The 23,996-nt window shown below is 65.1% G+C and carries 19 protein-coding genes; 6 read left to right on the plus strand and 13 right to left on the minus strand.

Features of this window, described 5'->3' with window-relative positions; genetic code table 11:
• Nucleotides 1-172 precede the first annotated feature (172 nt).
• The 4 genes from rpe to NR193_RS29225 all read right to left on the minus strand — a co-directional run bounded on the left by rpe (nucleotide 173) and on the right by NR193_RS29225 (nucleotide 7,802).
• Nucleotides 173-850 carry a ribulose-phosphate 3-epimerase gene (gene rpe / locus NR193_RS29210; protein WP_256754163.1) on the minus strand — a complete coding sequence of 226 codons (678 nt, stop codon included), beginning with the start codon at nucleotides 848-850 and terminating at the stop codon, nucleotides 173-175.
• Between the two features lie 191 nt (nucleotides 851-1,041).
• The gene (locus tag NR193_RS29215) at nucleotides 1,042-4,884 is read right to left on the minus strand and encodes a DUF11 domain-containing protein (protein WP_256754164.1); all 3,843 of its coding nucleotides are present in this window, start codon (nucleotides 4,882-4,884) and stop codon (nucleotides 1,042-1,044) included.
• A gap of 10 nt (nucleotides 4,885-4,894) precedes the next feature.
• Nucleotides 4,895-7,132: a hypothetical protein gene (locus NR193_RS29220; protein ID WP_256754165.1), complete on the minus strand. Its 2,238-nt coding sequence runs from the start codon at nucleotides 7,130-7,132 to the stop codon at nucleotides 4,895-4,897.
• 148 nt (nucleotides 7,133-7,280) lie between these two features.
• Nucleotides 7,281-7,802: a MarR family winged helix-turn-helix transcriptional regulator gene (locus NR193_RS29225; protein ID WP_256754166.1), complete on the minus strand. Its 522-nt coding sequence runs from the start codon at nucleotides 7,800-7,802 to the stop codon at nucleotides 7,281-7,283.
• Nucleotides 7,803-8,045: 243 nt separating this feature from the next.
• Here NR193_RS29225 and dnaK point away from each other — a divergent pair, with 243 nt between their 5' ends.
• From dnaK to NR193_RS29255, 6 genes are all read left to right on the plus strand, one after another.
• Nucleotides 8,046-9,962 (plus strand): molecular chaperone DnaK, encoded by a 1,917-nt coding sequence (dnaK, locus tag NR193_RS29230; protein ID WP_091575780.1) that lies wholly within the window; start codon nucleotides 8,046-8,048, stop codon nucleotides 9,960-9,962.
• A 214-nt stretch (nucleotides 9,963-10,176) separates the two neighbouring features.
• The gene (gene dnaJ / locus NR193_RS29235; protein WP_256754167.1) at nucleotides 10,177-11,307 is read left to right on the plus strand and encodes a molecular chaperone DnaJ; all 1,131 of its coding nucleotides are present in this window, start codon (nucleotides 10,177-10,179) and stop codon (nucleotides 11,305-11,307) included.
• A gap of 162 nt (nucleotides 11,308-11,469) precedes the next feature.
• Entirely contained in the window at nucleotides 11,470-12,075 is a 606-nt protein-coding gene (gene pmtA, locus NR193_RS29240) for a phospholipid N-methyltransferase PmtA (protein WP_256754168.1), read from the plus strand.
• Between the two features lie 243 nt (nucleotides 12,076-12,318).
• On the plus strand, nucleotides 12,319-12,915 hold the full coding sequence (locus NR193_RS29245; RefSeq protein ID WP_256754169.1) for an NADPH-dependent FMN reductase: 597 nt from the start codon (nucleotides 12,319-12,321) through the stop codon (nucleotides 12,913-12,915).
• 11 nt (nucleotides 12,916-12,926) lie between these two features.
• The gene (gene pyrF, locus NR193_RS29250; protein ID WP_306280651.1) at nucleotides 12,927-13,625 is read left to right on the plus strand and encodes an orotidine-5'-phosphate decarboxylase; all 699 of its coding nucleotides are present in this window, start codon (nucleotides 12,927-12,929) and stop codon (nucleotides 13,623-13,625) included.
• Between the two features lie 29 nt (nucleotides 13,626-13,654).
• Entirely contained in the window at nucleotides 13,655-13,942 is a 288-nt protein-coding gene (locus NR193_RS29255; RefSeq protein ID WP_256754171.1) for a DUF1330 domain-containing protein, read from the plus strand.
• Here the strand turns inward: NR193_RS29255 and NR193_RS29260 are convergent.
• The 9 genes from NR193_RS29260 to NR193_RS29300 all read right to left on the minus strand — a co-directional run bounded on the left by NR193_RS29260 (nucleotide 13,939) and on the right by NR193_RS29300 (nucleotide 23,761).
• Nucleotides 13,939-14,997 carry a D-alanine:D-lactate ligase-like protein gene (locus tag NR193_RS29260; protein WP_256754172.1) on the minus strand — a complete coding sequence of 353 codons (1,059 nt, stop codon included), beginning with the start codon at nucleotides 14,995-14,997 and terminating at the stop codon, nucleotides 13,939-13,941. The two genes, NR193_RS29255 and NR193_RS29260, sit on opposite strands and share 4 nt — an antisense overlap.
• 129 nt (nucleotides 14,998-15,126) lie before the next feature.
• The gene (locus tag NR193_RS29265) at nucleotides 15,127-16,008 is read right to left on the minus strand and encodes an SMP-30/gluconolactonase/LRE family protein (protein ID WP_256754173.1); all 882 of its coding nucleotides are present in this window, start codon (nucleotides 16,006-16,008) and stop codon (nucleotides 15,127-15,129) included.
• Nucleotides 16,008-16,646, minus strand: coding sequence for a 2-dehydro-3-deoxy-6-phosphogalactonate aldolase (locus NR193_RS29270; protein ID WP_256754174.1), 639 nt, complete (start codon nucleotides 16,644-16,646; stop codon nucleotides 16,008-16,010). Before NR193_RS29270 ends, NR193_RS29265 begins: the two co-directional genes overlap by 1 nt.
• Nucleotides 16,643-17,602, minus strand: a complete 960-nt coding sequence (locus NR193_RS29275; RefSeq protein WP_256754175.1) for a 2-dehydro-3-deoxygalactonokinase — start codon at nucleotides 17,600-17,602, stop codon at nucleotides 16,643-16,645. Before NR193_RS29275 ends, NR193_RS29270 begins: the two co-directional genes overlap by 4 nt.
• Nucleotides 17,599-18,366 carry an SDR family NAD(P)-dependent oxidoreductase gene (locus NR193_RS29280; RefSeq protein WP_091576199.1) on the minus strand — a complete coding sequence of 256 codons (768 nt, stop codon included), beginning with the start codon at nucleotides 18,364-18,366 and terminating at the stop codon, nucleotides 17,599-17,601. The genes NR193_RS29275 and NR193_RS29280 overlap by 4 nt, the downstream gene beginning before the upstream one ends.
• Before the next feature lie 267 nt (nucleotides 18,367-18,633).
• Nucleotides 18,634-19,983: a bifunctional diguanylate cyclase/phosphodiesterase gene (locus NR193_RS29285; RefSeq protein WP_256754176.1), complete on the minus strand. Its 1,350-nt coding sequence runs from the start codon at nucleotides 19,981-19,983 to the stop codon at nucleotides 18,634-18,636.
• A 152-nt stretch (nucleotides 19,984-20,135) separates the two neighbouring features.
• Nucleotides 20,136-21,932, minus strand: a complete 1,797-nt coding sequence (locus NR193_RS29290) for a GtrA family protein (protein ID WP_256754177.1) — start codon at nucleotides 21,930-21,932, stop codon at nucleotides 20,136-20,138.
• Between the two features lie 180 nt (nucleotides 21,933-22,112).
• On the minus strand, nucleotides 22,113-22,520 hold the full coding sequence (locus NR193_RS29295) for a GtrA family protein (RefSeq protein ID WP_256754178.1): 408 nt from the start codon (nucleotides 22,518-22,520) through the stop codon (nucleotides 22,113-22,115).
• Complete coding sequence (locus tag NR193_RS29300; RefSeq protein WP_256754179.1) at nucleotides 22,517-23,761, minus strand: glycosyltransferase family 2 protein; 1,245 nt, start codon at nucleotides 23,759-23,761, stop codon at nucleotides 22,517-22,519. The genes NR193_RS29295 and NR193_RS29300 overlap by 4 nt, the downstream gene beginning before the upstream one ends.
• Between the last annotated feature and the right edge of the window lie 235 nt (nucleotides 23,762-23,996).

Here is a 23,996-nt window from a genome sequence, read left to right on the forward strand (position 1 = left end):
CAAACAAAGAGATAGAGCCCCATCCCGATTCCATCGGGATGGAACAGGCTCTAGAACCGAATGAGGCCGCGCCTCCTCCAGACCCGATGCCGTGGAGCATCCGACCTCACGAGCCCGACACCAGAATTGCTGGCCGTCATGTCGAAATTGAACCGGGATGGGCGCCGTGCGTTTAGCCGGCTGCGTTGTCGGCTGCCGTCCGGATCGCCTGAATGTTTTGCCGGTAGGCTTCGACGCTGCCGCCCTTGAAGATGGCGGCGCCGGCCACCAGCACGTCTGCACCGGCGGCGGTGACCAGCGGCGCGGTTTCGGCCGAAACGCCGCCGTCGATCTCGATGCGGATCGGCCTGCCGCCGATCAGCGCCTTGACCCGCTTCACCTTGTCGACGATCCCCGGAATGAAGGCCTGGCCGCCGAAGCCCGGATTGACGGTCATGATCAGGATCAGGTCGAGCCGGTCGAGCACATATTCGACCGCGCTTTCCGGCGTTGCCGGATTGAGCGACACACCTGCCTTCTTGCCAAGGTTCCTGATCGTCTGCAGCGAGCGGTCGAGATGTGGCCCGGCCTCGGCATGCACCGTCATGCCGTCGCAGCCGGCCTCGGCGAAGGCGGCCAGATAGGGATCGGCCGGCGCGATCATCAAATGGCAGTCGAAGAAGGCCTTGGTGCGGTTGCGGATCGCCTTGATCACCGGCGGACCAAAAGTGATGTTGGGCACGAAATGTCCGTCCATCACATCGAGATGGACCCAGTCGGCGCCGGCCGCCACCACCGCCTCGACCTCGTCGCCAAGCCTGGAAAAGTCCGATGCCAGCACCGACGGTGCGATCAAGGTCTTCTTGCTCATGCTGCGGCCTTTCCGAGCGGTCTTCCCTGTGGCCGCTCCGAATCGACTGCCTAATGCGCTCCAGGTGACTTGTCGAGTGCGCAGCTTGCAGTGACCGCACATACCCGCGTGGCGCCGCAGCGTCCTCGGGGATCCAAAAAATGAACCCGCCGGATTGCTCCGGCGGGTTCGCGATGTCTGACTGGGCCCGATTACGGCTTGAAGTTCTGCAGGGTCGCCGGATCCTGCTCGACTGGCGGCCTGCGCCGCGGCAGAAGCTGCAGGATATTCGGGTTCAGCAGGTTCGGGTTGATCTCCACGCCCGGCTGCCTGCGGATCGGCACGCAGTTCGGATACCGCCCGACCGTGCCCACCGGGCAACGCCGTTTGATGATCGGCTGGCACTGGCCATTGATCATCTGCGAGCCCGGTGCGCATTCCACCTGCGGCTTGCGGCAGGCACCGTCGATCACCTGCGTCCCACGCGGACAGACACACTCGCCGCGCTTGTTGTGGACCTGGCCGCGGATGTCGCACTGCTCCTGCGTCGGCTGCTTGCGCCGGCAGGCGTTGCCTTGCACCTCGGTGCCCCTCGGGCAGACGCAATCGCCGTTGGCGTCGTGGACCTGACCACGGATGGTGCACTGCTCGGGCTTCGGCCGCACCGGGCGGCAGGCGCCGTTGCGCACCTCGGTCCCTTGCGGACAGACGCAATCGCCGTTGGCGTCATGGACCTGGCCACGGATGGTGCACTGGTCAGGCTTCGGCCGGACCGGACGGCAGGCCCCGTTGCGCACCTCGGTCCCTTGCGGACAGACGCAATCGCCGTTGGCGTCGTGGACCTGGCCACGGATGGTGCACTGCTCGGGCTTCGGCCGCACCGGGCGGCAGGCCCCATTGCGCACCTCGGTCCCTTGCGGGCAGACACAATCGCCATAGGCATCATGGACCTGACCGCGGATGGTGCACTGCTCGGGCTTGTCGGTCCTGACGCACTTCCCGTTCTCCAGTCCCGTGCCGCGCGGGCAGACGCAGCGTCCGTCCTCGGTGCGGATCTGGCCTTCGAGCAGCACGCAGCGCTTCGGCGGCGGCGGCGTTGGCAGAACGTTGGTGCCGCCGCCAGTGCACTGGCCATTGCGGAAGGTGGTGCCTTCCGGGCAGACGCAGCGGCCGGCGTCGTTCATGACGAAGCCCGCCGAACATTCCTTCCTGGCCTCATGCGTGATGGTGAAGGGATGGCAGGCATAGGCCTTGCCGCGATCACCCTGCACGTTGGTCTGGTCGCCGCCCAGCACGTCGCCGCCGCCTTGCACCCGTGTGTCGGGAGACAGGACGCCAACGCAGTTCTGGCCACTGACGCCGCCCTGCAGATTGGCCAGGCGGCCATCGTCGGGGATAACCACCGTCACGTGGTGCGACTGGCTTTCGCCCGCGCCAAGCGACAGGTTGGCTATGCAGGACGCCGGCAAGGTTGCCGGCTCCGGCGAGCAGCCGAAGGGCGGGTCGATCGAGGTGATCGCAACGCCGTCCAGCCTGCCGAGACCCTCCACGCCGATCGCATCACCGATGCGAACCGGACCGGAGAAGGGGCCCGTCCCATCGTTGGTGATGGTGATGTCGAACGAGCAGGGTTGGCCGAGCCGGCATTCGCGGTCGCCGGTCTTTTCGACGCGGATGGTCGAAGGACCGCCGCCCTTGGCGCAGGCCTGGCCGATCGGATAGACGACATCGTCGCCCGGCGCCGGCCCATAGGAGCCGCGCGCGCAGTTCTCGAACTCGCCATTCGCCGAAACCGTCACGTCGAAGTGGCGGCTGGTTCCGGGTGTCATGACGGCACCGGGAATCTGGCACGACAGCGCATTGGCCGGAACCGGTCCGCAAGCCCATTCCGCACCGTCGGGGGTGACGGTCTGGATCTGGGCGGGCGCGCCGCCCGCCACCAATGTGGCGGCGTCGTTAACCCGCACCGGACCGGTAGGGGCAGCGGTGCCAAGGCTGCTGACGGTGATGCGGCAAGAGACGACCGCGGCACCGGCGAGCGAACCGTTGCAGACCTTGGTGATGCGCAGGGTCGGCTTGCCGCCATTGGGATGACGGAAGCGTTCCTTGGCGCAGGCCTTGTTGTTGGTGAGGTCGGTTTCACCGGGGATCGGCTTTACTACCGCGCAGTTCTCCACCGAGTCCGACTGATAGCCAGCCGGCATGACCGCCTTGACGAAGATCGGCGTCGAGGCACCCGCGGGCAGCGAGATGCCTGCGTTGTCGCAGCGGAACTGGCCGGGGCCATTCGGTCCGCATGTCCAGGGCGGGCTCGGCCCGAAGGTCGAGGAGGCCGGTGCGCCGCCGGGATAGCTGTCGATGACCGTCAGAGGCCCATTGTAGGTGGCGCTGCCGTTGTTGATGACGTCGATCACGAAGTAGCAGATGCCATCGGCCGTGCAGACCGGGATGCGGGCCCGCTTTTTCAGGATCAGGTCAACCTTCTTTTCAACCGGCGGCTGGCAGTCGCGGTCCCGGTCGCCACGCCGGCAGATCGGGATCGAGGCGCAGCCGCGGTCGTTCGACTGGCTGCCGAACAGTGGCTTGCCACTGGCCGCATAGTTGTAGGCGGCGCAGTTGCGCAAAGCACCGCCTTGCCAGCCCCCAGCCGGCTTGAAGCCGAGCTCAAGGTCGACAAAGGCGCCCGGATTGAGCGTGGTCACCGGGTAGGTGCACGTCATCGGGGTGGTGCCGGGCACGCAGACCCAGGGCGGATTGGGCCCTGAACTCAGCGTCGAGCCGGCCGGCAGCGTCACCTCGTTGAGCACGATCTTGCCGTTGTAGGGCGCGGTGCCGACATTGGTGACCCTGATGGTGAAGTCGCAGCCGCCGGCCATCGTGCAGCGCGGAACATCGGCGCGTTTCTCGACCTTGAGGTCCGGTTCCTTGTCCTTGGGCGGACATCTCTGGTCGCGCGGGATGACGATGTCGATGGTCTGCGTGCAGCACAGGCCCCAGCCTTCCTTCGGCCCGGCATAGGTTTCGATGCCGGTGACGATGAGATGGATGACGTCGCCGGGCGACGCACCGACGATCTTCCAGTTGAGCACACCGCCGCCCGCCGGCACCAGCTGCGTGTCGGGGATGATGGTGATGCCGGGTGTCGTCGTTGAAACCTGCACCCACTTGCCGCCCATCTCCGGGCCGACCGGCATGTGGTAGATGAAGGCGCCGCCACCGGGCACGCAATCAACCGTGCCGCGTTCCACCTTGAAGCATTCCTTGCCGGGAGGTGGTGGCGGCGGGTTGCACTTGGTGACGTCGATCTTGATCGAGGTCTTTTCACCGGTCTTGAAGTCACCGTCGTCGGGCTTGCCCGGATCCTGCGACGGGATGATGGTCCCGGTGCCCGGTCCGGCGGTCACCTTGATCATACCCTGGTTGTCGACGATGGTCGGCGAGGGAAATGCCGCGTGGTCGATCTTGGCGGTGATCTGGAAGGTGATGACGCGCTCGTTCGGAGCGCCGACGCCGTCGAGATCGGAGGCGGAAATCCGGAAATCCGAAACGTCAGCCGTATCGTTGGGATTCGCCGAGGTGCTGATCGTTGCACCCGGTAGAGGTCCGCCGGACGAATCCGTGCCGTCGCCGGCCACATTGACGTTGACGATCTCAAGGCCGTGCGGGAGCTGGTCCTTGAAGTCGAGCTTGAGCTTGTTAAGCCTGGCCGCGAGGCCTGGGTCGGCAAAGCCCTGCGGATCGCCGCGCAAGCCGAAGCTCAGCGAATAGACGACGTAGTCGCAGTCTCTTTGAGTGCCTTTCTTGGTGAAGAAAGGCACGATCCGGTCGGGCCTCGGATTGACGACGCGCGAATTATCGAGGTCGAGCTTCAGCTCCGGGGTGATCGGGGCGGCGTCTTCCGCGAAGACTTGCACCGGGGTTAGCATGGCGACCGCGATACCGGCCGCCATCAGCCAGTGCGCGCCGCGCCTGGCATATGACAGGGGTTTCATGATCGTCTCCATGACGGTTTCTCGAGTGTTCGTCGCGAGTGGGGACAGGGCAAGAATGTTCATCTTTCCCTCCTCAACGTTCGCAGCTGACGGCTGGGGTTCTGAGCGGCAAAGTCATCTTGCAGCAAGGGTAGTAGCCACCCTTGTCCTTGTCGGACTTCCTGTAGAAGCAGAGCCCGACATCGACTGTGTCGCCAGGATAATGGCCGGTGATGCCGATCGTGTAGGGCTTGCCGGGCGCATGCGACTGCGGGGTGGTCACCCCGACGCCTGGCGTCCTGGACTGGGCCTTGATCGAATCGCCGCCGAAGCCGGCATGGTCATGGAGATAGAGATCGGCCTCGAGGCCGGAAGGCGTGCAGAAATACCTGATATCCTCGACATCGAGACAGGGAGGCCGATTGCCGGGCGGTGGGAAGTCCGGCGGATAGAAGGGGGGCAGGTAGCCGCCCGGGATTTCCTCATAGTAGCCGGCGCGGCCCTCGCAAGGGCGCCAGACGGCGACGTCGCCGACATGGCCCTCGACCTCGGGGTCCTCGAAATAGCCGTCGAAGTCGACGAACCAGGAACCGAAGGGCGGCACGTTGGCCGGCTTGACCAGCTCCCTGGGCGTGATCTGCACGCCATGCACGGCGAGCGGCCCGCCGGCGGCGAGCTGTTCGGCAAGGGCCGGATTGTCGCGCAGCTTGTCGCCGGTGTTGACCAGCGTCTGGGTGCAGACCGAGGTGTCGAGATTGCCCTCCGCATCATAGCCATATTGCAGGTCGAGGCCGCCGGCCGACTGCCGGTTGCCTTGCGGGAAGCCGACGGCATATTCCTGCGGCACTTCCACCCAGACCGATTCCGTCGCCGGATCGTCCGGGTTCTCACGCCAGTAGCGGATGACCTCGCCCTTGCCGGAATCGGCGAACTGGCTGTAGTCGTAGCGGTTCTCGACCGGCCCGCGCTGGGCCAGGTACATGAAGCCGCTGTTGTCGAAGGCGATGTCGGTGACGGCGTAGTCCTTGTCGGCCTTGACCGTCAGTTCCCAGCGCGGGTCGCCGGCAAAGGTGCCGTCGCGGGCAATGCCCACCGACCAGATTTCCGACTTCTCGCCGACCGAATAGTAGACCCGGCCGCCATGATAGGAGACCGCCCAGACGCGGCGTTCGTCCTGCGTGTAGCCCCAGCTGTCGGGGTCTTCGCTGTCGAAGGCAGCGCCGTGGATGTCCATCACCGCGCCGTCGTCGGCGACCGGAGCCAGCCCATGCGCCGGGCGCCCGGCAACGCCATGGTCGAAGCTGTCGATCAGCTCGCCGTTGGCGTCGATGCGGTGCATCAGGCCGGTGTCGAGGTCGGAGGCGAAGAACTGGCGATGGGTGGCGTCGAAGGTGAGATTGCCGATGCCGGGACCGCTGTTGGTGTCGATGTCGGCGAATTTGGAGACCTGGCCGGTGATGCCGTCGATCTTCCAGATGGTGCCCGGCCCGCCACCGTTTTCGGTACCGAACTGGCCGTCCATGAAGGCGGCGCCCGATGTGCCGCGGCGCTGGCGCTCCGGCCTTCCGTCATTGTCGGCGTCGGGCGTCACGATGCGGATGCCGTGCAGCGAGGTGGCGCCGGCATAGAGGTTGGGAATGCCGGACGGGATGCCGTCGCGCACGCCGTCATCATAGGTGACGCCGAACACCTGGCCGATCTGGCCGGCCGTCACCTCGAAGGGCGGCGGCGTGAAGACGAGCTGGCCGGCGGCCGGCCCGCCAAGGTGCGAAACGTCGAAGACGCGCAAGGTGGCGCGCGTGGTGTCGATGAAGGTCTCGTCGACGGGATCGACGCTGGGCGGCAGGCCCTCGTCGAAATTGGGAATGATGGTGCCGGAGAACCCGGTCACCGCCATCGAGCCGGGATAGATGATCTGGGTCTCCTGCGCCTGGGCGGTGCCGCCCAGCCAAAGGCCGGCGGTGAGTGCCAGCGCCAGCAGGCCTCCACCCGCCCGCCCGGCGCGGCTCGGCCCATGGTCAAGAGAAGACACGAACGTGCCGCGGACGCGAGACATGAAGCTACCCCCGTTAGCCACGGGAGAAACGTCCGGTTTTGCCGCGCAAATCAGGGCAGGGCGCGGCGGTCCGGCTCGTTCTTCCCTGATCGAATTGTCTGCTTTCCTCATAGTCACGATACGCCTGCTCTTACGCAGGGTCAACGGAATCAGCGGAAAGCCCAGCGCATCGACCCCGTCCCTGAAACGGTGGTCGCGCCGAGCTCCTGTTGTTCCCGGAGACCGCAGAGCCTCTGGGTTGCTGGTCATGGGGGCTTCCTTTCCGGGCCGCACCATGCGGCACCTGGATGTCAGTCGCTGGCGGAGGTGGAAAGGTTCACCGATCAGGCTCCGGCACGGTGTTCCGGGCAACGGTCGAGCGGACCGCGCCGAGCGGGCGCGATTGCGGTGGTGAAGCCTGCCGTGATGAAAGCTGCCCGCCGGGTCAGCTCATGTGGCTGATCGGGCAGCGCTCCCGCACGCAGGCGGCTTCGTCGCAGACCCGGCAGACGACATTCTGGTCGTCGCCCATGTCGACCAGCGCCGGCAGAAGTTTTTCGACCAGCTGGCCCAGGCTGCGCGTTTCTTCGGAATCGAGTGCGCCAACGGCGCGCTCGATAACACCGCGCCGTGCCGCCAGGTTGCGCCGGAAGACATCATCGCCCTTGTCGGTGAGGCGCAGCGCCTTCGACCTGCGGTCGCCCTCGACCCCTTCGCCACGCAGCACCAGCCCTTGTTCGACCAGATGATCGACCAGCCTGACGGTGGCGGAATGCGTCAAGGCGATGAAGCGCCGGAGAGTCTCGATCGACAGGCCGGGATTCGAGCCGATCTGGATTACCGCGGCGACGGCGCTCGGGCCGAGACCGGTCTCCGTGCCGAACGCCTTCTCCATCTTGTCGACGAGAGCGAGGCTCATGGCGCCAAGGATGTTTTCCAGGCGCAGCTTTTCCAGATCCCTGGTCATCACCACATTCCGCCGGCGACAATCCTATGCATGATGCATAGTTAGGCCGTTTCCCGCCAGCCAGCAAGGATGGTGGAAGCCTTGCGCAGAATGCTTGCGCGCAGCACTGCCTGTTCTTATATACGCGCCAAGCCGTTCGACGCCGGAATGCCGGTAGCCGGAACGGAATTTCTTGTGAACAGGGGCTTTCATCGGAACGCCTGTACGGGTCCTGAGAGCCTGCTTAGCGGAGAGACTAGAAAAATGGCAAAAGTAATCGGTATCGATCTAGGCACCACCAACTCCTGTATCGCCATCATGGATGGCAAGGAACCGAAGGTGATCGAGAATGCGGAAGGCGCGCGCACGACGCCTTCCATCGTCGCCATCAGTGGCGACGGCGAACGTCTGGTCGGCCAGCCGGCCAAGCGCCAGGCGGTCACCAATCCTGAAAACACCATCTTCGCGGTCAAGCGCCTGATCGGCCGCCGCTATGACGATCCGGTGACGGAGAAGGACAAGAAGCTTGTCCCCTACAAGATCGTCAAGGGCGACAATGGCGATGCCTGGGTCGAAGCCGGCGGCAAGAAGCAGTCGCCCAGCCAGATCTCGGCCATGATCCTGCAGAAGATGAAGGAAACGGCGGAAGCCTATCTCGGCGAGAAGGTCGAGAAGGCGGTCATCACCGTTCCGGCCTATTTCAACGACGCCCAGCGCCAGGCGACCAAGGACGCCGGCAAGATCGCCGGCCTCGAAGTGCTGCGCATCATCAACGAGCCGACCGCGGCAGCGCTTGCCTACGGCCTCGACAAGAAGGACGGCAAGACCATCGCCGTCTATGACCTTGGCGGCGGCACGTTCGACATTTCGGTGCTCGAGATCGGCGACGGCGTGTTCGAGGTGAAGTCGACCAATGGCGACACCTTCCTCGGCGGCGAGGATTTCGACATGCGCCTGGTCGAATATCTGGCGGCCGAGTTCAAGAAGGAACAGGGCATCGACCTGAAGAACGACAAGCTTGCCCTGCAGCGCCTCAAGGAGGCGGCTGAAAAGGCCAAGATCGAGCTGTCGTCGACGACGCAGACTGAGATCAACCTGCCCTTCATCACCGCCGACGCGACCGGGCCCAAGCACCTGACGCTGAAGCTGACCCGCGCCAAGTTCGAAAGCCTGGTCGAGGATCTCGTCCAGCGCACCATCGACCCCTGCAAGGCGGCGCTCAAGGATGCCGGCCTGAAGGCCGGCGAGATCGACGAGGTCGTCCTGGTCGGCGGCATGACCCGCATGCCCAAGATCCAGGAGATCGTGAAGCAGTTCTTCGGCAAGGAGCCCCACAAGGGCGTCAACCCGGATGAGGTCGTCGCACTCGGCGCCGCCATTCAGGCCGGCGTGCTGCAGGGCGACGTCAAGGACGTGCTTCTGCTCGACGTGACGCCGCTGTCGCTCGGCATCGAGACGCTGGGCGGCGTGTTCACGCGGCTGATCGAGCGCAACACGACCATCCCGACCAAGAAGAGCCAGGTGTTCTCGACGGCCGAGGATTCGCAGTCGGCCGTGACCATCCGGGTCTTCCAGGGTGAGCGCGAGATGGCCGCCGACAACAAGGCGCTCGGCCAGTTCGACCTGGTCGGCATCCCGCCGGCCCCGCGCGGCGTACCGCAGATCGAGGTCACCTTCGACATCGACGCCAACGGCATCGTCAACGTCTCGGCCAAGGACAAGGGCACCGGCAAGGAGCACCAGATCCGCATCCAGGCATCGGGTGGCCTTTCGGACGCCGATATCGAGAAGATGGTCAAGGACGCCGAAGCCAATGCCGAGAGCGACAAGAAGCGGCGTGCGCTGGTCGAGGCCCGCAACCAGGCCGAAGCGATGCTGCATTCCTCGGAGAAGTCGCTGAAGGAATATGGCGACAAGGTCTCGGAAGCCGACCGCACGGCGATTGCCGACGCGATCGCGGCGCTGAAGACCGCGGCCGAGGGCGATGACGCGGCCGAGATCGAGGCCAAGAGCCAAGTGCTCGCCGAAGCTTCGATGAAGCTCGGCCAGGCCATGTACGAGGCCTCGCAGAAGGAAACGGCGGAAGCCGACGCCAAGGCGGACGCCGCCAAGGACAGTGACGTCGTCGACGCCGATTTCGAGGAAATCGACGAAGACGACGACAAGAAGAAGTCCGCCTGAGCCGTTTTTGACGGCAGGTGAAGCGAAAAGCCCGGCGCAAAGCCGGGCTTTTTTGCAACCCCTTGCAGAAAAAGAGCGGCGCCGGCCGAAAAAATGCGGGCAAACCCGCGTCGACACTGGCATCCCGCTTCCATCGCACCTAAATCGGAACGGCGGCGCCGGCAGAAGACGCAACAATGCTTCAAGACGTTGAGCATCCGGACAGCGGGAAAAAATGAAAGCTGATTTCTACGAGACGCTGGGCGTCCAGAAGGGCGCCGACGAGAAGGAGCTGAAGAGCGCTTTTCGCAAGCTCGCCATGCAGTTCCATCCCGATCGCAATCCCGGCGATCATTCCTGCGAGCACAAGTTCAAGGAAATCAACGAAGCCTACGAGACGCTGAAGGACCCGCAGAAGCGCGCGGCATATGACCGCTTCGGTCACGCGGCCTTCGAACAGGGCGGCATGAATGGCGGGGCGCAGGGCTTTGGCGCCGGTGGCTTCGCCGACATCTTCGAGGACATTTTCGGCGACATGATGGGCGGACGCCAGCGCCGCTCGTCGGGCGGCCGCGAGCGCGGCGCCGACCTGCGCTACAACATGGAAATCTCGCTGGAGGAAGCCTTCGCGGGAAAGACCGCGCAGATTCGCGTGCCGGCCTCGATCTCGTGTTCGGAATGCTCGGGCAGCGGCGCCAAGCCCGGAACCCAGCCGGTGACCTGCTCGATGTGCAACGGCCACGGCAAGGTGCGCGCCACGCAGGGCTTCTTCTCGATCGAGCGCACCTGCCCGCAGTGCCAGGGACGCGGCCAGACCATCAAGGACCCATGCCCGAAATGCGCAGGCCAGGGCCGCGTCACCGAGGAGCGTTCGCTGTCGGTCAACATTCCGGCCGGCATCGAGGACGGCACCCGCATCCGCCTTGCCAATGAGGGCGAGGCCGGCCTGCGCGGCGGCCCTTCGGGCGACCTCTATATTTTCCTGGCGGTCAAGCCGCATGAGTTCTTCCAGCGAGACGGCGCCGATCTCTACTGCAAGGTGCCGATATCGATGACGACGGCTGCCCTCGGCGGTTCCTTCGAGGTGACGACGCTGGACGGCACGCAAACCAAGGTGAAGGTGCCGGAAGGCACCCAGAACGGACGCCAGTTCCGCCTCAAGGGCAAGGGCATGCCGGTGCTGCGCCAGCCCAATGTCGGCGACCTCTACATCCAGACCGCGGTCGAGACGCCGCAAAGTCTTTCCCGCCGCCAGCGCGAACTGCTGGAAGAGTTCGAACAGCTCTCCTCGCAGGACAATTCGCCCCAATCGAGCGGCTTTTTCGCCCGCATGAAGGATTTCTTCGAATCCTTCGGCGAGCGTTGATGCATAGGGCAGGACGCCAAGGCAGGACGCACGAATCCGTATGGCGTGTCGCCCTTTTGGACGCGACGAAACTTATCTTATCCACGACATCGGCACGGCCGCGCCTTGCCTTGCGTCACCCAGGTGCTAAGTAGCTTGCGGGGAGCGCTGAGGAGAGCTTGCATGACACGTGGTCCCGGACTCCGGAAGGCGCTTGCCGAAAAGTTCGACGACGAGCTCAAATTCTTCAAGGGCTGGATCGACAAGCCGAAGACGGTCGGCTCGATCGTGCCGACCAGTTCGATCACCGCCCGCAAGATGGCCTCGATCGTCGATCCGAAATCCGGCCTGCCGGTGCTCGAGGTCGGTCCCGGCACCGGCGTCATCACCCGCGCCATCTTGGCCCAGGGCGTGCGCCCCGAAAGCCTCTACGCTGTCGAATACAACACGGATTTCGTGCGCCACCTGCGGGGGCTCTATCCGGCCGTCAACGTCATCGAGGGCGATGCCTTCAACCTCGACGCCACGCTTGGCGACAAGAGCGGCATGATCTTCGATTCCGTCGTTTCCGGCGTGCCGCTGCTCAACTTTCCGGTCGCCCAGCGCATCGCCTATATCGAGAGCCTGCTCGACCGCATCCCGGCCGGCCGGCCGATCGTGCAGCTGACCTATGGCCCGATGTCGCCAATCCCGCCCGGCCGCGGCGACTATACGGTCGAGCATTTCCATTTCGTCATCCGCAACATCCCGCCGACCCAGCTCTGGATCTACCGGCGCGAAGCGCATTAGTTTCTGGGTGCAGAGCCGTTCGCGGATCGCTGGCGCTGACCGAATACCTTGGCGATTGGCATAAATGCCCATCACTTCGTCATCCACGGGCGGAGCAAGGAGCGTAGCGACGCGGCGCAGACCCCTGGAGCTGCTCCAGGGGTCTCCGCGACGGAGCTTCGCTCCTGCTTCGCCCAGGGATGACGAAGTTGGCGTTGATTTGCTCGAACCTTGGCTGTACCTGTCCGGGAACAAGGGTGGCCAATGGCAGTGATCCCGAAAATCCTCGTCTTCGCCGGCTCGGTGCGCAGCGGCGCCTACAGCGGCAGGACCGCCGACGTGGCGCAAAAGGAGCTTGCCGTGCAGGGCGCCGAGGTGACCCGCATCTCGCTTGCCGACTATCCCCTGCCGATCCTCGATGAGGACCTCGAAAAGGAAAAGGGCGTTCCTGAAAACGCCATCAAACTTGGCCGGCTGATTGCCGCCCATGACGGCGTGATGATCGCGACGCCGGAATATAACGGCTCCATCCCGCCACTGCTCAAGAACACGATCGACTGGGTGAGCCGGGTGCGCAAGGATGGCGGCCGGCCGGTGAGGCCGCTTGCCGGCAAGGTGGCTGGCCTCTGCTCGTCTTCCAACGGGCACTTTGCCGGCATCCGCTGCATCAACCATCTGCGCGCCGTGCTGGTGCGTTGCCAGATGGAGGTGGTAACGCCGGAATGCTCGGTGCCCGAAGGCGGCAACGCCTTTGACGAGGACGGCAATTTCCGCGACGAAAGACTGTACAAATCGATGGAGCACCTATGCCGCACGCTGATCGAAACCTCGCGCCTGCTGTCCACCCGGATCGAGGCGTGATCGCCGAAACCATGCGGCCCCAATCCATGCATGAAAGACTGATCGTCGGCCTCGACGTGCCGACCGTGAAGGACGCCGAGAAGGCGGTGCGCGAGCTCGACGGCGTCGTCTCCTTCTACAAGATCGGTTACCAGCTGGCCTTTGCCGGCGGGTTGGACTTCGCCAGGGAACTGGCCAGCGGCGGGACAAAAGTCTTCCTCGACATGAAGCTGCTCGACATCGACCACACGGTGGCCAAGGGCGTCGAGAACATCGTCAAGATGGGCATGACCATGCTGACCATCCACGCCTACCCGAAGGCGATGCGGGCGGCGGTGGAAGCAGCGCGAGGCAGCGACCTTTGCCTGCTTGCCGTCAGCGTGCTGACCTCGATGGACGAGCAGGACGTGATCGACGCGGGCTATGAATACGACCCGCATACGCTGGTGCTGCGGCGCTCGGAACAGGCGCTGCACGCCGGCATGGGCGGCATCGTCTGCTCGGCCGAAGAAGCGGAAGCGGTGCGCCGGATCGCCGGACCCGACATGGCGGTGGTGACGCCGGGCATACGGCCCGCGGGCAGCGACCATGGCGACCAGAAGCGCGTGGTGACGCCGGCACAAGCGATCCGGAACGGCTCCAGCCACCTCGTCGTCGGCCGGCCGATCGTTGCTGCCGCCAACAGACGCGAAGCGGCCGAAGCCATTCTCGATGAAATGCGCTCGGCCTGATTTTCCAGGAACAAACTCGGAGAAGAAGCATGCCCAAGGGATACTGGATCGCCCGCGTCGATGTGCGCGACGCCGAAGGCTACAAGGACTATGTCGCCGCCGCGAAACTCGCCTTCGACCGCTTCGACGCGAAATTCCTGGCGCGCGGCGGCGCGCATGAAAAGGCCGAGGGACCTGGCCGCGCCCGCAACGTCATCATCGAGTTTCCGTCGCTCGCGGCGGCACACGACTGCTATCACTCGCCGGAGTATCAGCGCGCCGTCGCCATCCGCCAGAAGGTCGCCGACGGCGAGATCGTGCTGGTCGAGGGAGTCTAGGAGAAGAGCCGGTTGGCGGCGGTTTCCGCCATGGCGTCGGCAAGGCTCAGGCCCCATTGCTGGCGGCAATAGGTCCGGAAATCGAAGCAAGGCAGGCCGGGGCACACCTCGAACTCGATGAGGTGGACGGCGTTGTCGGCCTCGACCCTGAGATCGATGGAGAACACATCGCGCAAGCCGAGCCCACTCATCAGCCGCTCGGCGATCGTACGGATCCTGGTGTCGGCGATTGGCTGGCCGTCGGAGACCGCCACGAGTTCCGGTTCGACATAATGTCCCGCCGCCTTCGCCGCTTCGCCGGTTTCACCATAGAGCGCCAGGCTGTCCGCCATGGTCTGGAAATCGCCGCCGGAATCGACAAAGGCGATGCCAAGCGCTTCGACGCCGACTTCCGGTGTCAGCCCAAGAAAACTCGCGCGCACATTGCGGCCGGCGACATAAGGCTGGACGACGACATCATCGCGATAGGCCGAAAACACCCGGCGGCTGAGCTCCAGTGCGTGGCCGAGATCACTGGTTCGCGAATCCGGCCAGATGCCGATCTTGGCGCCTAGCCGGTTGGGCTTGACGAACCAGCCGGCGGGCGACGCCGGCGGCTCGACCAGCCATTCCCCGTTTCGCGCCAAACCGGCTTGCGGCACCGGCAGGCCGAGCGCGCCAAGCACGGCGCCGGAGCGGAACTTGTCCTGGCAGAGGGCGAACAGCGCATCGTCGGCGCCAATCGTCCTGAAGCCGCCCAGTCTCGCCAAAGCGGGTGCGGCGCCACCACGGAAATAGGCGACGCCGTCGGTCAGCGTCCAGACCATTGTGGTGCCGGGATTCTCGCCGGCGAGCGCCGCTGCGGCATCATCGAGCGCGACGGGTGCGAAAGACAGGCCGCGCGCCAGGCAAGCGGCGGCAAGCGCGTCGAACTCGCGCGCAAGGTCGGTCGACTGCGCCAGGTAGGAGGCGATCTCGGCGGCGCGCTCCGGCACATGGCCTTCCGCGACGAGGCGGTCGAAGCATGCCTTCTCCGGCTCATGGACAAGGATCAGTTTTGGCTTGTGGCTCGACATGAAACGAACTATTCCCGGCGCTACGATCACCCACCATCGCACGGCCGACGCAAACGGCTTTCGCGAAACCGACCCGGGCCGGACGCCTGCGTGACAGCACCGGAAATCGAGGCCAGTCGTCCGGTCTGTTCAGGCGATCAGGACGCGTGGCTCGAAGCGGCCGTTGACGGGGATGTCGAGCAGGAAGGTCATGCCCGCCTGCGGGTCGAGCTGGCGCTGCTTCTCGTCCTTGCCCGACCAGGCGGAAGTGACCGCCAGCCGATCGGCGTTCTTGCCGACGAAGGCCGGGCAGGATGGCTGCGTCACCGGCATGGCGACCGAGCGCAGCAACGTGCCGTCAGGGGCGTAGGCCTTGACCACCTTGCCGCCCCAGACGGCGTTCCACAGCACGCCGTCGCGGTCGACGACCGATCCGTCGACATAGCCCTTGGACGAGCGGTGATCGACGAACACGTTCGGTTCGCCGGCAGGCAGGCCGGTCGCCGGATCACAGGCGACGCGCATCAACAGCCCGGTCGAGGTGTCGGTGTAGTAGGCGAGCGCGCCATCCTGCGAGAAACAGATCGAATTCGAGACGGTGATGTCCGAAAACAGGCGGCGCAGCTCGCCCTTGAAGAACCAGTAGATGGAGCCGGCGCCCTTTTCCTCTTTCTTGCCCATCGTGCCGGTCCACAGGGCACCGCAGGGATGGACGCGGGAATCGTTGGAACGGGTGAGCGGATTGTCGGCCTCGACCGGCGTGTGCAGCGTCAGTCTGCCGGTGGCGACATCGCGGACATGGAGCCCGGTCTCGGTGGCGATCAGCTGGCGCTGCTCGTCGATGATGGCGATGGCGCTCGCCATCTGGCCAAGCTCATGGACCTTGGTCGCGCCGCCGGACAGCTGCTTCTCCAGAAGCTGGCCGTTGACGATGTCGAACCAGAACAGCGCATCGGTGGCGGGATCGTAGCTCGGTCCTTCGCCGAGCTGGCAGACATGGTCGGAAAAAACGGAAACGATCGCTTCGCTCATCATGCTTCTCCGAACACAGCATCCCAGGCTGTCACCGCCGCTCGGGCCCGCGCGGCCACCTCGTCGACGCTCATGCCCGGCTTGAACAGGCTGGAGCCTAGGCCGAAGACCGTCACGCCCACCGCCTTGTAGCCGGCAAAGTCCTTTTCCGAAACGCCGCCGACCGCGCCGACCAATGTCTGTGCCGGCAGCACCGCCCGGATCGCGGAAATGCCTGCCGCGCCGAGCACGCTCGCCGGGAAGAATTTTAGCGCCGAGGCGCCGAGCCGGATCGCCTGGAAGGCCTCGGTCGGCGTGAACACGCCGGGCATGGTGACCATGCCGTGGTGCATCGCGCGCGCCATCACCTCGCCATCGATGTTGGGGCTGACCAGGAGCCGCCCGCCGGCCTTGTGCAAGCCATCGACATCGGCTGCGGTCAGCACCGTGCCGGCGCCGACCAACGCTGTCCCTGGAAGTGTCTCGACAATGCTGGCGATCGAGACAAAAGGCTCGGGCGAATTCAGCGGCACTTCGATCGCCTCGATGCCGGCGTCGAACAGCGCCTGGCCAATCGCGACCGCCTCGGTCGGCTTGAGGCCGCGCAGGATGGCGACCAGTCCGCGCTCGAGCTTGGGAAAGGCTGCGGTCTGGCTCATCGGGCAACTCCGGTTCTGGCGATCATGCCGTTTTCGCGCGCGGCTTCGATGAGGCCGGCGCGCACCGCTTCATCCGCGTCGACGGCGCGGACGGCAAGCCCTGCAAGGTCGAGTGCAGCCGAATAGAGCGAGGCGAGCGCGCCTGAAGCGATCAGCACGACCGGTGCATCGCCAGCGCCATAGCGGCGCTTCGCCGAGGCGATCTCGCCACCGATCAAAAGCCCGGACAGGCAGGCTGCCGCATCCTGCGACTTCAGGTCCTGCAGCAGCCCGGCCGCACGGATGGCAAACAGCTTCGACGTGACGTCGCCGCCCTCGCCGAGCGCGCGTTCGCACCATTGCCGGAAGAATGGGCTGTCCGCAGCGACGGGAGCGGGATGCTCGCCTAGCGAATGCTTGAGGATGGAATGCGCGGCAAGCACAGAGAACAGCTCGCCGGTCGGCCAGGTGCCGAAGCCGGCAACGGCGCCGTCCTCGACCAGCACCCATTTCGAATGGGTGCCGGGCATGCAGACCAGCTGGCGTCCCTTGGCCTGCAGGCCGGCGCCGGCAAGCTGCGTTTCCTCGCCGCGCATGACGTCGGGGGCATCGGCCAGACGCTGGGCGAGGCCTGGCACGATGCGGATGTCGCGGCTCTGGCCGGGCACACGGGCAGCGCCGCCGAGGATGGCACCGATCGGTGAAGGCACGCTGACATAAGGCGCCTCCAGCCAGCCCTGGCGGGAGCCGGCCATGCCGCAGATGATGACGGGCAGCGCATCGGGTGCCCCCATCGCCACCAGGTGTCCTTCGAGAAGGGTCGAAAAGCCTTTCTGCTGCGCGGTGATCAAGCCATCGTCGCCACGGCGTTCGGCAAGGACCTTGCCGTCCTTGTCGACCAGCCAGACCCGCATGCGGGTCGTGCCCCAGTCGACGGCGGCTACCGCCGGCGGGTTGCCGGCAAACCCTGGGCTCACAGAAAACCTCCATCGACGATCAGCATCTGCGCGGTCAGCATGCGCGAGGCGTCCGAGGCCAGGAACAGCACGGTACCGACGATGTCGTCCGGCTGCATCACCTGCTTGATGCACTGCTTGGCGACGTGGGCGGCAAGCGCCTGTTCGGTCACCCAGAGCTCCTTCTGCCGCTCGGTGATCACCCAGCCCGGCGCGATGGCATTGACGCGAATGCCGTCCACGCCGAGCTTGCCGGCCAGCCCCTTGGTCAGGCCGAGGATACCGGCCTTGGCGGCGGTGTAGGCCGGCATGTCGGGGTGGTTGATGAGGTAGGATGTCGAGGTGAAGTTGATGATCGAGCCGCCGCCGGCCCGCTTCATGCCCGGCGCCACCGCTTGCGCGGTGAAGAAGTGCGGCCGCAGATTGATCGCCTGGTTGTTGTCCCAGAATTCGACCGTCACGTCTTCGACGGCGTGGCGCTCGTCCCACGCGGCATTGTTGATCAGCACGGTGACATCGCCATGCGCCTCAGCCGCCCTCGCCGCCGACGCGCGCAGGGCCGCGACGTCGCGCAGGTCGGTCTTGAGATAGAGCGGCCGGCGACCGAACTCTTTTTCGATGCGGTCGGCAAGGGCCGTGCTTGGTCCATCGGCGATGTCGATGAAGGCGACATTGGCGCCCTGGCGCACAAAACCCTCGGTCAGTGCAGCGCCAATTCCAGAGCCGCCGCCGGTGATCAGCACCGAGGCTTCCTTGAGGTCGGCAAAATGCGCCGATGGCATCATGATCTGTTCTCTCCCAGCGCATGACCGAAAATCGGACCGATTTCCGGAAAGGGATCATGCGCAAACATAACCTGCTACTGCGTCCTTTGCGCGTCCTGAAGGACACGCGGTGCTGCAGTCAGACCGGCGCGCATCCTAGCCAGACACGTCGCGCGGGCAAGGGCGAAAAGCCGGATTTGCGGGCTTATGTCAGACAAAACGACAATGCGCCGCACTGGACGTGCGCAGCGCAATCAGCAGGATTGCCGGCGGCGTCGATATCGGCGGTCAGACCGCCTTGGCGCGCAAGGCGCCGCGGAAGGAATCGCGGAGATAGCCGAGCGTTGCGTCGGCATCGACCGGCTTGCCGAACAGATAGCCCTGCCCGCCGGCGCAGCCGAACTGGACGAGGCGGTCGGCCTGCGCTTCCTGCTCGATGCCTTCGGCGACGACATCCATGCCGAGCCCCTCGCACATGGCGAGAATGGCGCGAATGATGTGTTCCGAGGGGCGGTCATCGAGAATGGAGGAGACGAAGGCGCGGTCGATCTTGAGCTTGTCGAAATGGAATTCGCGCAAGCGGCCGAGCGAGGACTGGCCGGTGCCGAAGTCGTCGAGCGAAACGCGGATGCCGACACGGCGCAAATCCTCGACGATCTTTTCGGCCGAGGCGGGGTCGTTCATCAGGCCGGTCTCGGTGATCTCGATTTCCAGCCGGCGCGGATCGAAGCCGGTGCGCTCGAGGATCGCCAGTATGTGCAGGCCGGTGTTCTGGTCGACGAGTTGCGAAGGCGACAGGTTGAAGGACAGGAACAGGTCCTTCGGCCAGCTTCTGGCCGCCTCGGTCGCCTTGCGCAGCACCAGCTGCGACAGCGGGCCGATGATGCCGCGCTCCTCGGCGATGGGAATGAAGACCGTCGGCGGCACTGAGCCGAGGTCGCGATCGGTCCAGCGCGCCAGCGTCTCGAAGCCGACGGTGCGGCGGGTGTTGAGGTCGACGATGGGCTGGAAATGAGGCTCCACCTCACCGGCGGAGACGGCGCGGCGCAGCGCCTGTTCGATGCGGGTGACGCGCTTGGCTGCTTCTTCCATCTCGCGGGTGTAGACGACGACCCTGCCGCGCCCGGAACGCTTGGCGTGATAGAGCGCCGTCTCGGCCTTGTTGACGAGGATTTCGGTGGTCTCGTCGCCGGAATAGAACAACGAGCAGCCGACCGAGGCCGAGAGCCTCGCCGTGCGTTCGCCGACATCGTAGGGCGCCGACAGGATCTCGATCAGCATGCGGGATTTTTCCGCCGCCGCTTCCTCGCTGAACACCATCGGATAGAGAAAGGCGAATTCGTCGGCGCCGATGCGGCAGACCGTGGAATGGCCGTCCATCGAGGCGCGCAGCCGCATGGCGACCTGGATCAGGATATCGTCACCGGCCTTGTGGCCGAACAGGTCGTTGATCGGTTTGAAGCCGTCAAGGTCGAGAATACCGACGGTGAACGGTGCCGGGTCATCGGCACGATCGCTGATCAGGCGATCGACCTTGTCGAAGAAGCGGCGATGGTTGCCAAGCCCGGTCAACGGATCGGTGAATGCCAGATCCGTGCTCTCCCTGTTTGCCTGACCGGTGCCAAACGAAGTTTGCATCGGTGTCCCTGTTTGTGACTTCGGATTTAGGCCCAGACTGTCACCAAACCCTTTAGGAAACGTATCCCCAAATCGACTATTCGCGGGTAAAGTGCATCACCTTCGGGAAGGTCGACGCGGCACGCGTCAAACCTTCGTCTTCAGGCAATTCTTCAGCCGTTAGGCCTGACACGATAGAGTTCGAGCGGGGCGCCCTTGGTGTCCGCGACCGGCTCCAGCCATTCCGGCACGTTGCCGCGCATCAGCCCGGCCAGAAAGCCGTCCGGCGCCGTGGCGGCGAGAAGCTGGCTTTCTGGACTGCCGCGGCAGACAGCGACTAGGCCGACATGGTGGCTTTCGACCACCGACCTGGCATCGGTGTCCCATCCGAGGAAGGCATCGAGCGCAAGCAGGTTTCCCGCGATGTTGCGATGATACGGCCCGGCGAACACGCGATGTCCGGAATAGGCCAGGATGGGCGAGCCAAGATTGGAAATGGCGAGCACGCTGGTGTCCGGCATCTGGCCGAGTGCCGCGAACGAGGCCTTGCCTTGGCAGGACCCATCGACACTGGCGTCCTTGACGGCCACACGGGGTTCGAACACGCTCGATGTCGCCTCGGCGGTGGCCGACCAGATTGCGTTCACCGAGATCAGCCAGGCCGCGGCCATCCTGAGCAGTGCGCCGCGTGTCGGGCTGGTTTCGGCCTGCTGCCGCCATTTGTCGATCCAGGCGGAAAGCGGGATCACCGCGAAGGCGATGGAGAACGTCGAGCCGCGCACTTCCCAAGCGCTGACCAGGAACGCCACAGTCAGCAGCACGCCGACAAGACTGTCCTGCCGCCGCCAGCCGCCTCGGCTGAAGCGAAGCACCATCAGGGCGACCGCCAGCAGCGGCGTGGCAAAACGCGCCACCACGCGGACCGGATCGTAGACGACCAGTTTGTACAGCGACTGCGCCTCGTCGATGTAATCGAGCCACAATCCCGTGAGGCGCGGATCGAGGTTCGCATAGGGGGCTGCCAGGCATTGCGGGAACAGCGCCACCACGACAGCGCCCAGCACCACCGCAAGCAGGCCGAGCGAGATCAGCCGCCGCCGGCGCGTGCGGCTGGCCGCATCGACCGAAACGATGGTCGCAAGGCCAGTTCCAGCAAGCGCCGCGACGACGAACTGCACGGTCGAGAAGGCATCACATTGCGCCTGGCCCCAGGCCGACGGCGGGATGGTGGTGACGAACACCAGCGCCGAAACGCCGGCAAAGCCGAGGCCAAAATCCATTGCGATCCGGCGTTCGCCGCCCGGGTCGACGACAAACAATATCGCCGCGCAGGCGCCGATGGCGGCGACATAGGGCGCGGTTTCCATGCCGACAGCCAGCGTCAGCGCCGCGCACAGGCCCGAAAACAGTGCCGCCCACCGCCGCGCGGGTGCCTCGAGCAGCAAACTCAGGCTGGCCATGGTCAGCGTCAGCTGGACATTGTGATGATCGAGCGCGCCCGGCGAAAAGATGCCGATGAAATACAGCGCCGCGGCGCCGACGACGACAGCCGGCAGCACGGCGCCCGCGCCGGCGAAACTGCGCGCCGCGCGGGCGGTGAAGAACACGGCGGCACAGAACAGCAGCGCCGGCCACAGTATCTGCGCGATGGCCTCGGCCATGGCCATGCTGCCGGTCAGGGCCGAGGCCGAGAGGATGATGGCGGCGAGGGGCGCGTCGACCAGCCGCGACCAGTGCATGACGAAGCCGCCTTCAAGCCCCATCCTGTACTGATGCAGGTCGAACCAGCCCTGTCCGGCCAGCATGTCGCGAACCTCGACCAGACGCAGCAGACTGTCATTGTCGCCGCCGGCATTGGTCAATTCGCGGAATCCGTTGCAGGCGCCGACGGCAACCAACACCAGCGCGGCGATGAGCGCCAGCGCGAGGTCGTTGCGCCAAGACGGGCGTGGCGTGGCCTTCACGGACATTATGGCATCGACAGGAGTCACTGGACGGCCTTTGATTGCTCCCTTTGGCGAAAGGAAACCTAGCGCCAACTCACTGCGCAAACCTTAAGCCGGCCTTGCGAAAGGCAGTCCATGTCGCGAAGCGCTTTGTTTGTCATTCGCGGATATGTTGCGGGAATTGCGGGCCGCGGTCGAACGCCTTCACGCGGCTCTTTGATCGTCGCGAAACACCCAGACCAATGAAAGCACATAGCTCGCCGCGCTTGCGGCGACCGTGGTGATGGCTGACATGACCAGCGGCGACGCGGAAAATATCGATACCGCGACATGGGCGGACAGGCCTGCGAACGTTGCGCAGGCCAGTTGGGTGACCAGGTAGCGTGGCAACGCATGGGCGTGGTCGTGCCGTCCCTCGAACGTCCAGCCGCGCTGTGCCGAATACGCCACCACGAACGCCAGTCCATAGGCGATGACGCTTCCGACAAACGGCGGCAAGCCGGCCGAAACCAGGGCCCAGGACAGGCCGAAGAACAGCAGCGCCGCGCCAATGCCGACCACGGCGAACCGGATAAGCCGAACCGAGGCGAATTTTCGCGCAAGCCCGCTCATTTTTCAGCAGGCGCGACGGATTCGCCAGATCGGTTGGCCTGGCCTGCTTTCAGCCGTTTTACCGGTATCTCCAGAACCCCCAGCAGGAAGGCCGAGAAGAATGCCTGGAATGAAATGACGATCAGGCTGAGGCCGAGCACGACGATACGCGGGATTTCGGAATCGTTCAGCGGACCGAAGCCGAGATGCGCCCAGCGCGCTACGGCATAGGTGAAGAACAGCACGCCGCCGGCGAAGCAGATGCCGGCATTGGTGGCGAGACGATCGGTGCTGATGGTTCTGGTCAGCCAGTCGGAACGTCGGCTTGGCGGCAGAATGCCGGTTATCTCGGCATAGTAGCGCGAAATGGCGCCAAAAGTGATGAGCTGGACGCCGGTGACGACCATGAAACAGGCGGCGACGAAGGTGTTGAGGTCGAGCGACAGATTGTCGATCACGCGCAGCGGCCCGAACACCAGCAGCGCCGCAAACAGCATGCCAAGGCCGCCGAGCACCGTGCCGGGTATGAAGAACATCCAGCGCGGATTGTAGACCAGCAGGAACTTCAGGTGCCGCCAGCCATCGCGCCAGGTCCTGAGATGCGGCGGCCGGCTGCGGCCGTCGGGCTTGAGCTTGGTCGGCACTTCCTCGATGCGCAGGCCAGCCAGCGCGCCACGCACCACCATTTCGCTGGCGAATTCCATGCCGGTCGTCTGCAAATCGAGCTTCCTGATGCTCTCGGTGTTGAAGCCGCGCAGACCGCAGTGGAAATCACCGGTCTTGATGCGGAAGAACAGCCGGCCGACGAAGCTCAGCACCGGATTGCCGAGATAGCGGTGCAGCGGCGGCATGGCACCGGGCTCGATGCCGCCCTGGAAGCGATTGCCCATGACTAGGTCGGCGCCGTCACGCAGGCGCGCAACGAAGGCCTCCAGCGCGCCGAAATCATAGCTGTCGTCGGCATCGCCCATGATGATGAAGCGGCCCTTGGCGGCGGCGATGCCGCCGAGCAAGGCGGCGCCATACCCCTTTTCGGCCACAGGCACGACGCGGGCGCCGATCGCCGCGGCGATGTCCTGCGAACCGTCGGTGCTGCCATTGTCGGCGATCAAGACCTCGCCGGAGATCCCGGCCTTGCCCAGAAAAGCCTTCGCCTTGCCGATGCAGACAGCCAGCGTCTCGGCCTCGTTGAGGCACGGCATGAGGATGGTGAGTTCGAACTCTTTGGCCGAGGCGGCGCGGATGGCGGTGACGGCGTTCATGGTCGTTGTTCCATCGAGAACCGGTGCGGCAGCGGCGGACCGGGTCAATTCGGCGCTTACCCTTGCACGGCAAGGCTTAAGAAAACGATGACGCGCAGCCTCGCCTTGTCTCCAACTGGCCGGTAGCGGCCAGGCTTGCGGTTGCCTGATGCCAATCTTCAAAATGTCGCGATTGGCAGACGCGCGGCGAGGCTGTACAGGCAAGGCAGTCGCCCATCCGATGCGCCGGAGACCT

Origin of the sequence: Mesorhizobium sp. Mes31 (genome assembly GCF_024519675.1) — a bacterium.
Classification (GTDB): Bacteria; Pseudomonadota; Alphaproteobacteria; order Rhizobiales; family Rhizobiaceae; genus Mesorhizobium.

Bases quoted from the DNA above. Each gene is read 5' to 3' on its own strand.
- NR193_RS29265 (WP_256754173.1), bottom strand. From the start codon at position 16,008: ATGAGCGAAGCGATCGTTTCCGTTTTTTCCGACCATGTCTGCCAGCTC.
- NR193_RS29225 (WP_256754166.1), bottom strand. From the start codon at position 7,802: ATGACCAGGGATCTGGAAAAGCTGCGCCTGGAAAACATCCTTGGCGCC.
- NR193_RS29285 (WP_256754176.1), bottom strand. From the start codon at position 19,983: ATGCAAACTTCGTTTGGCACCGGTCAGGCAAACAGGGAGAGCACGGAT.
- dnaJ (WP_256754167.1), top strand. From the start codon at position 10,177: ATGAAAGCTGATTTCTACGAGACGCTGGGCGTCCAGAAGGGCGCCGAC.
- NR193_RS29260 (WP_256754172.1), bottom strand. From the start codon at position 14,997: ATGTCGAGCCACAAGCCAAAACTGATCCTTGTCCATGAGCCGGAGAAG.
- rpe (WP_256754163.1), bottom strand. From the start codon at position 850: ATGAGCAAGAAGACCTTGATCGCACCGTCGGTGCTGGCATCGGACTTT.
- NR193_RS29300 (WP_256754179.1), bottom strand. From the start codon at position 23,761: ATGAACGCCGTCACCGCCATCCGCGCCGCCTCGGCCAAAGAGTTCGAA.
- NR193_RS29245 (WP_256754169.1), top strand. From the start codon at position 12,319: ATGGCAGTGATCCCGAAAATCCTCGTCTTCGCCGGCTCGGTGCGCAGC.
- NR193_RS29280 (WP_091576199.1), bottom strand. From the start codon at position 18,366: ATGATGCCATCGGCGCATTTTGCCGACCTCAAGGAAGCCTCGGTGCTG.
- NR193_RS29255 (WP_256754171.1), top strand. From the start codon at position 13,655: ATGCCCAAGGGATACTGGATCGCCCGCGTCGATGTGCGCGACGCCGAA.
- NR193_RS29270 (WP_256754174.1), bottom strand. From the start codon at position 16,646: ATGAGCCAGACCGCAGCCTTTCCCAAGCTCGAGCGCGGACTGGTCGCC.
- dnaK (WP_091575780.1), top strand. From the start codon at position 8,046: ATGGCAAAAGTAATCGGTATCGATCTAGGCACCACCAACTCCTGTATC.
- NR193_RS29295 (WP_256754178.1), bottom strand. From the start codon at position 22,520: ATGAGCGGGCTTGCGCGAAAATTCGCCTCGGTTCGGCTTATCCGGTTC.
- pmtA (WP_256754168.1), top strand. From the start codon at position 11,470: ATGACACGTGGTCCCGGACTCCGGAAGGCGCTTGCCGAAAAGTTCGAC.
- NR193_RS29220 (WP_256754165.1), bottom strand. From the start codon at position 7,132: ATGGTGCGGCCCGGAAAGGAAGCCCCCATGACCAGCAACCCAGAGGCT.
- pyrF (WP_306280651.1), top strand. From the start codon at position 12,927: ATGCGGCCCCAATCCATGCATGAAAGACTGATCGTCGGCCTCGACGTG.
- NR193_RS29215 (WP_256754164.1), bottom strand. From the start codon at position 4,884: ATGAACATTCTTGCCCTGTCCCCACTCGCGACGAACACTCGAGAAACC.
- NR193_RS29290 (WP_256754177.1), bottom strand. From the start codon at position 21,932: ATGTCCGTGAAGGCCACGCCACGCCCGTCTTGGCGCAACGACCTCGCG.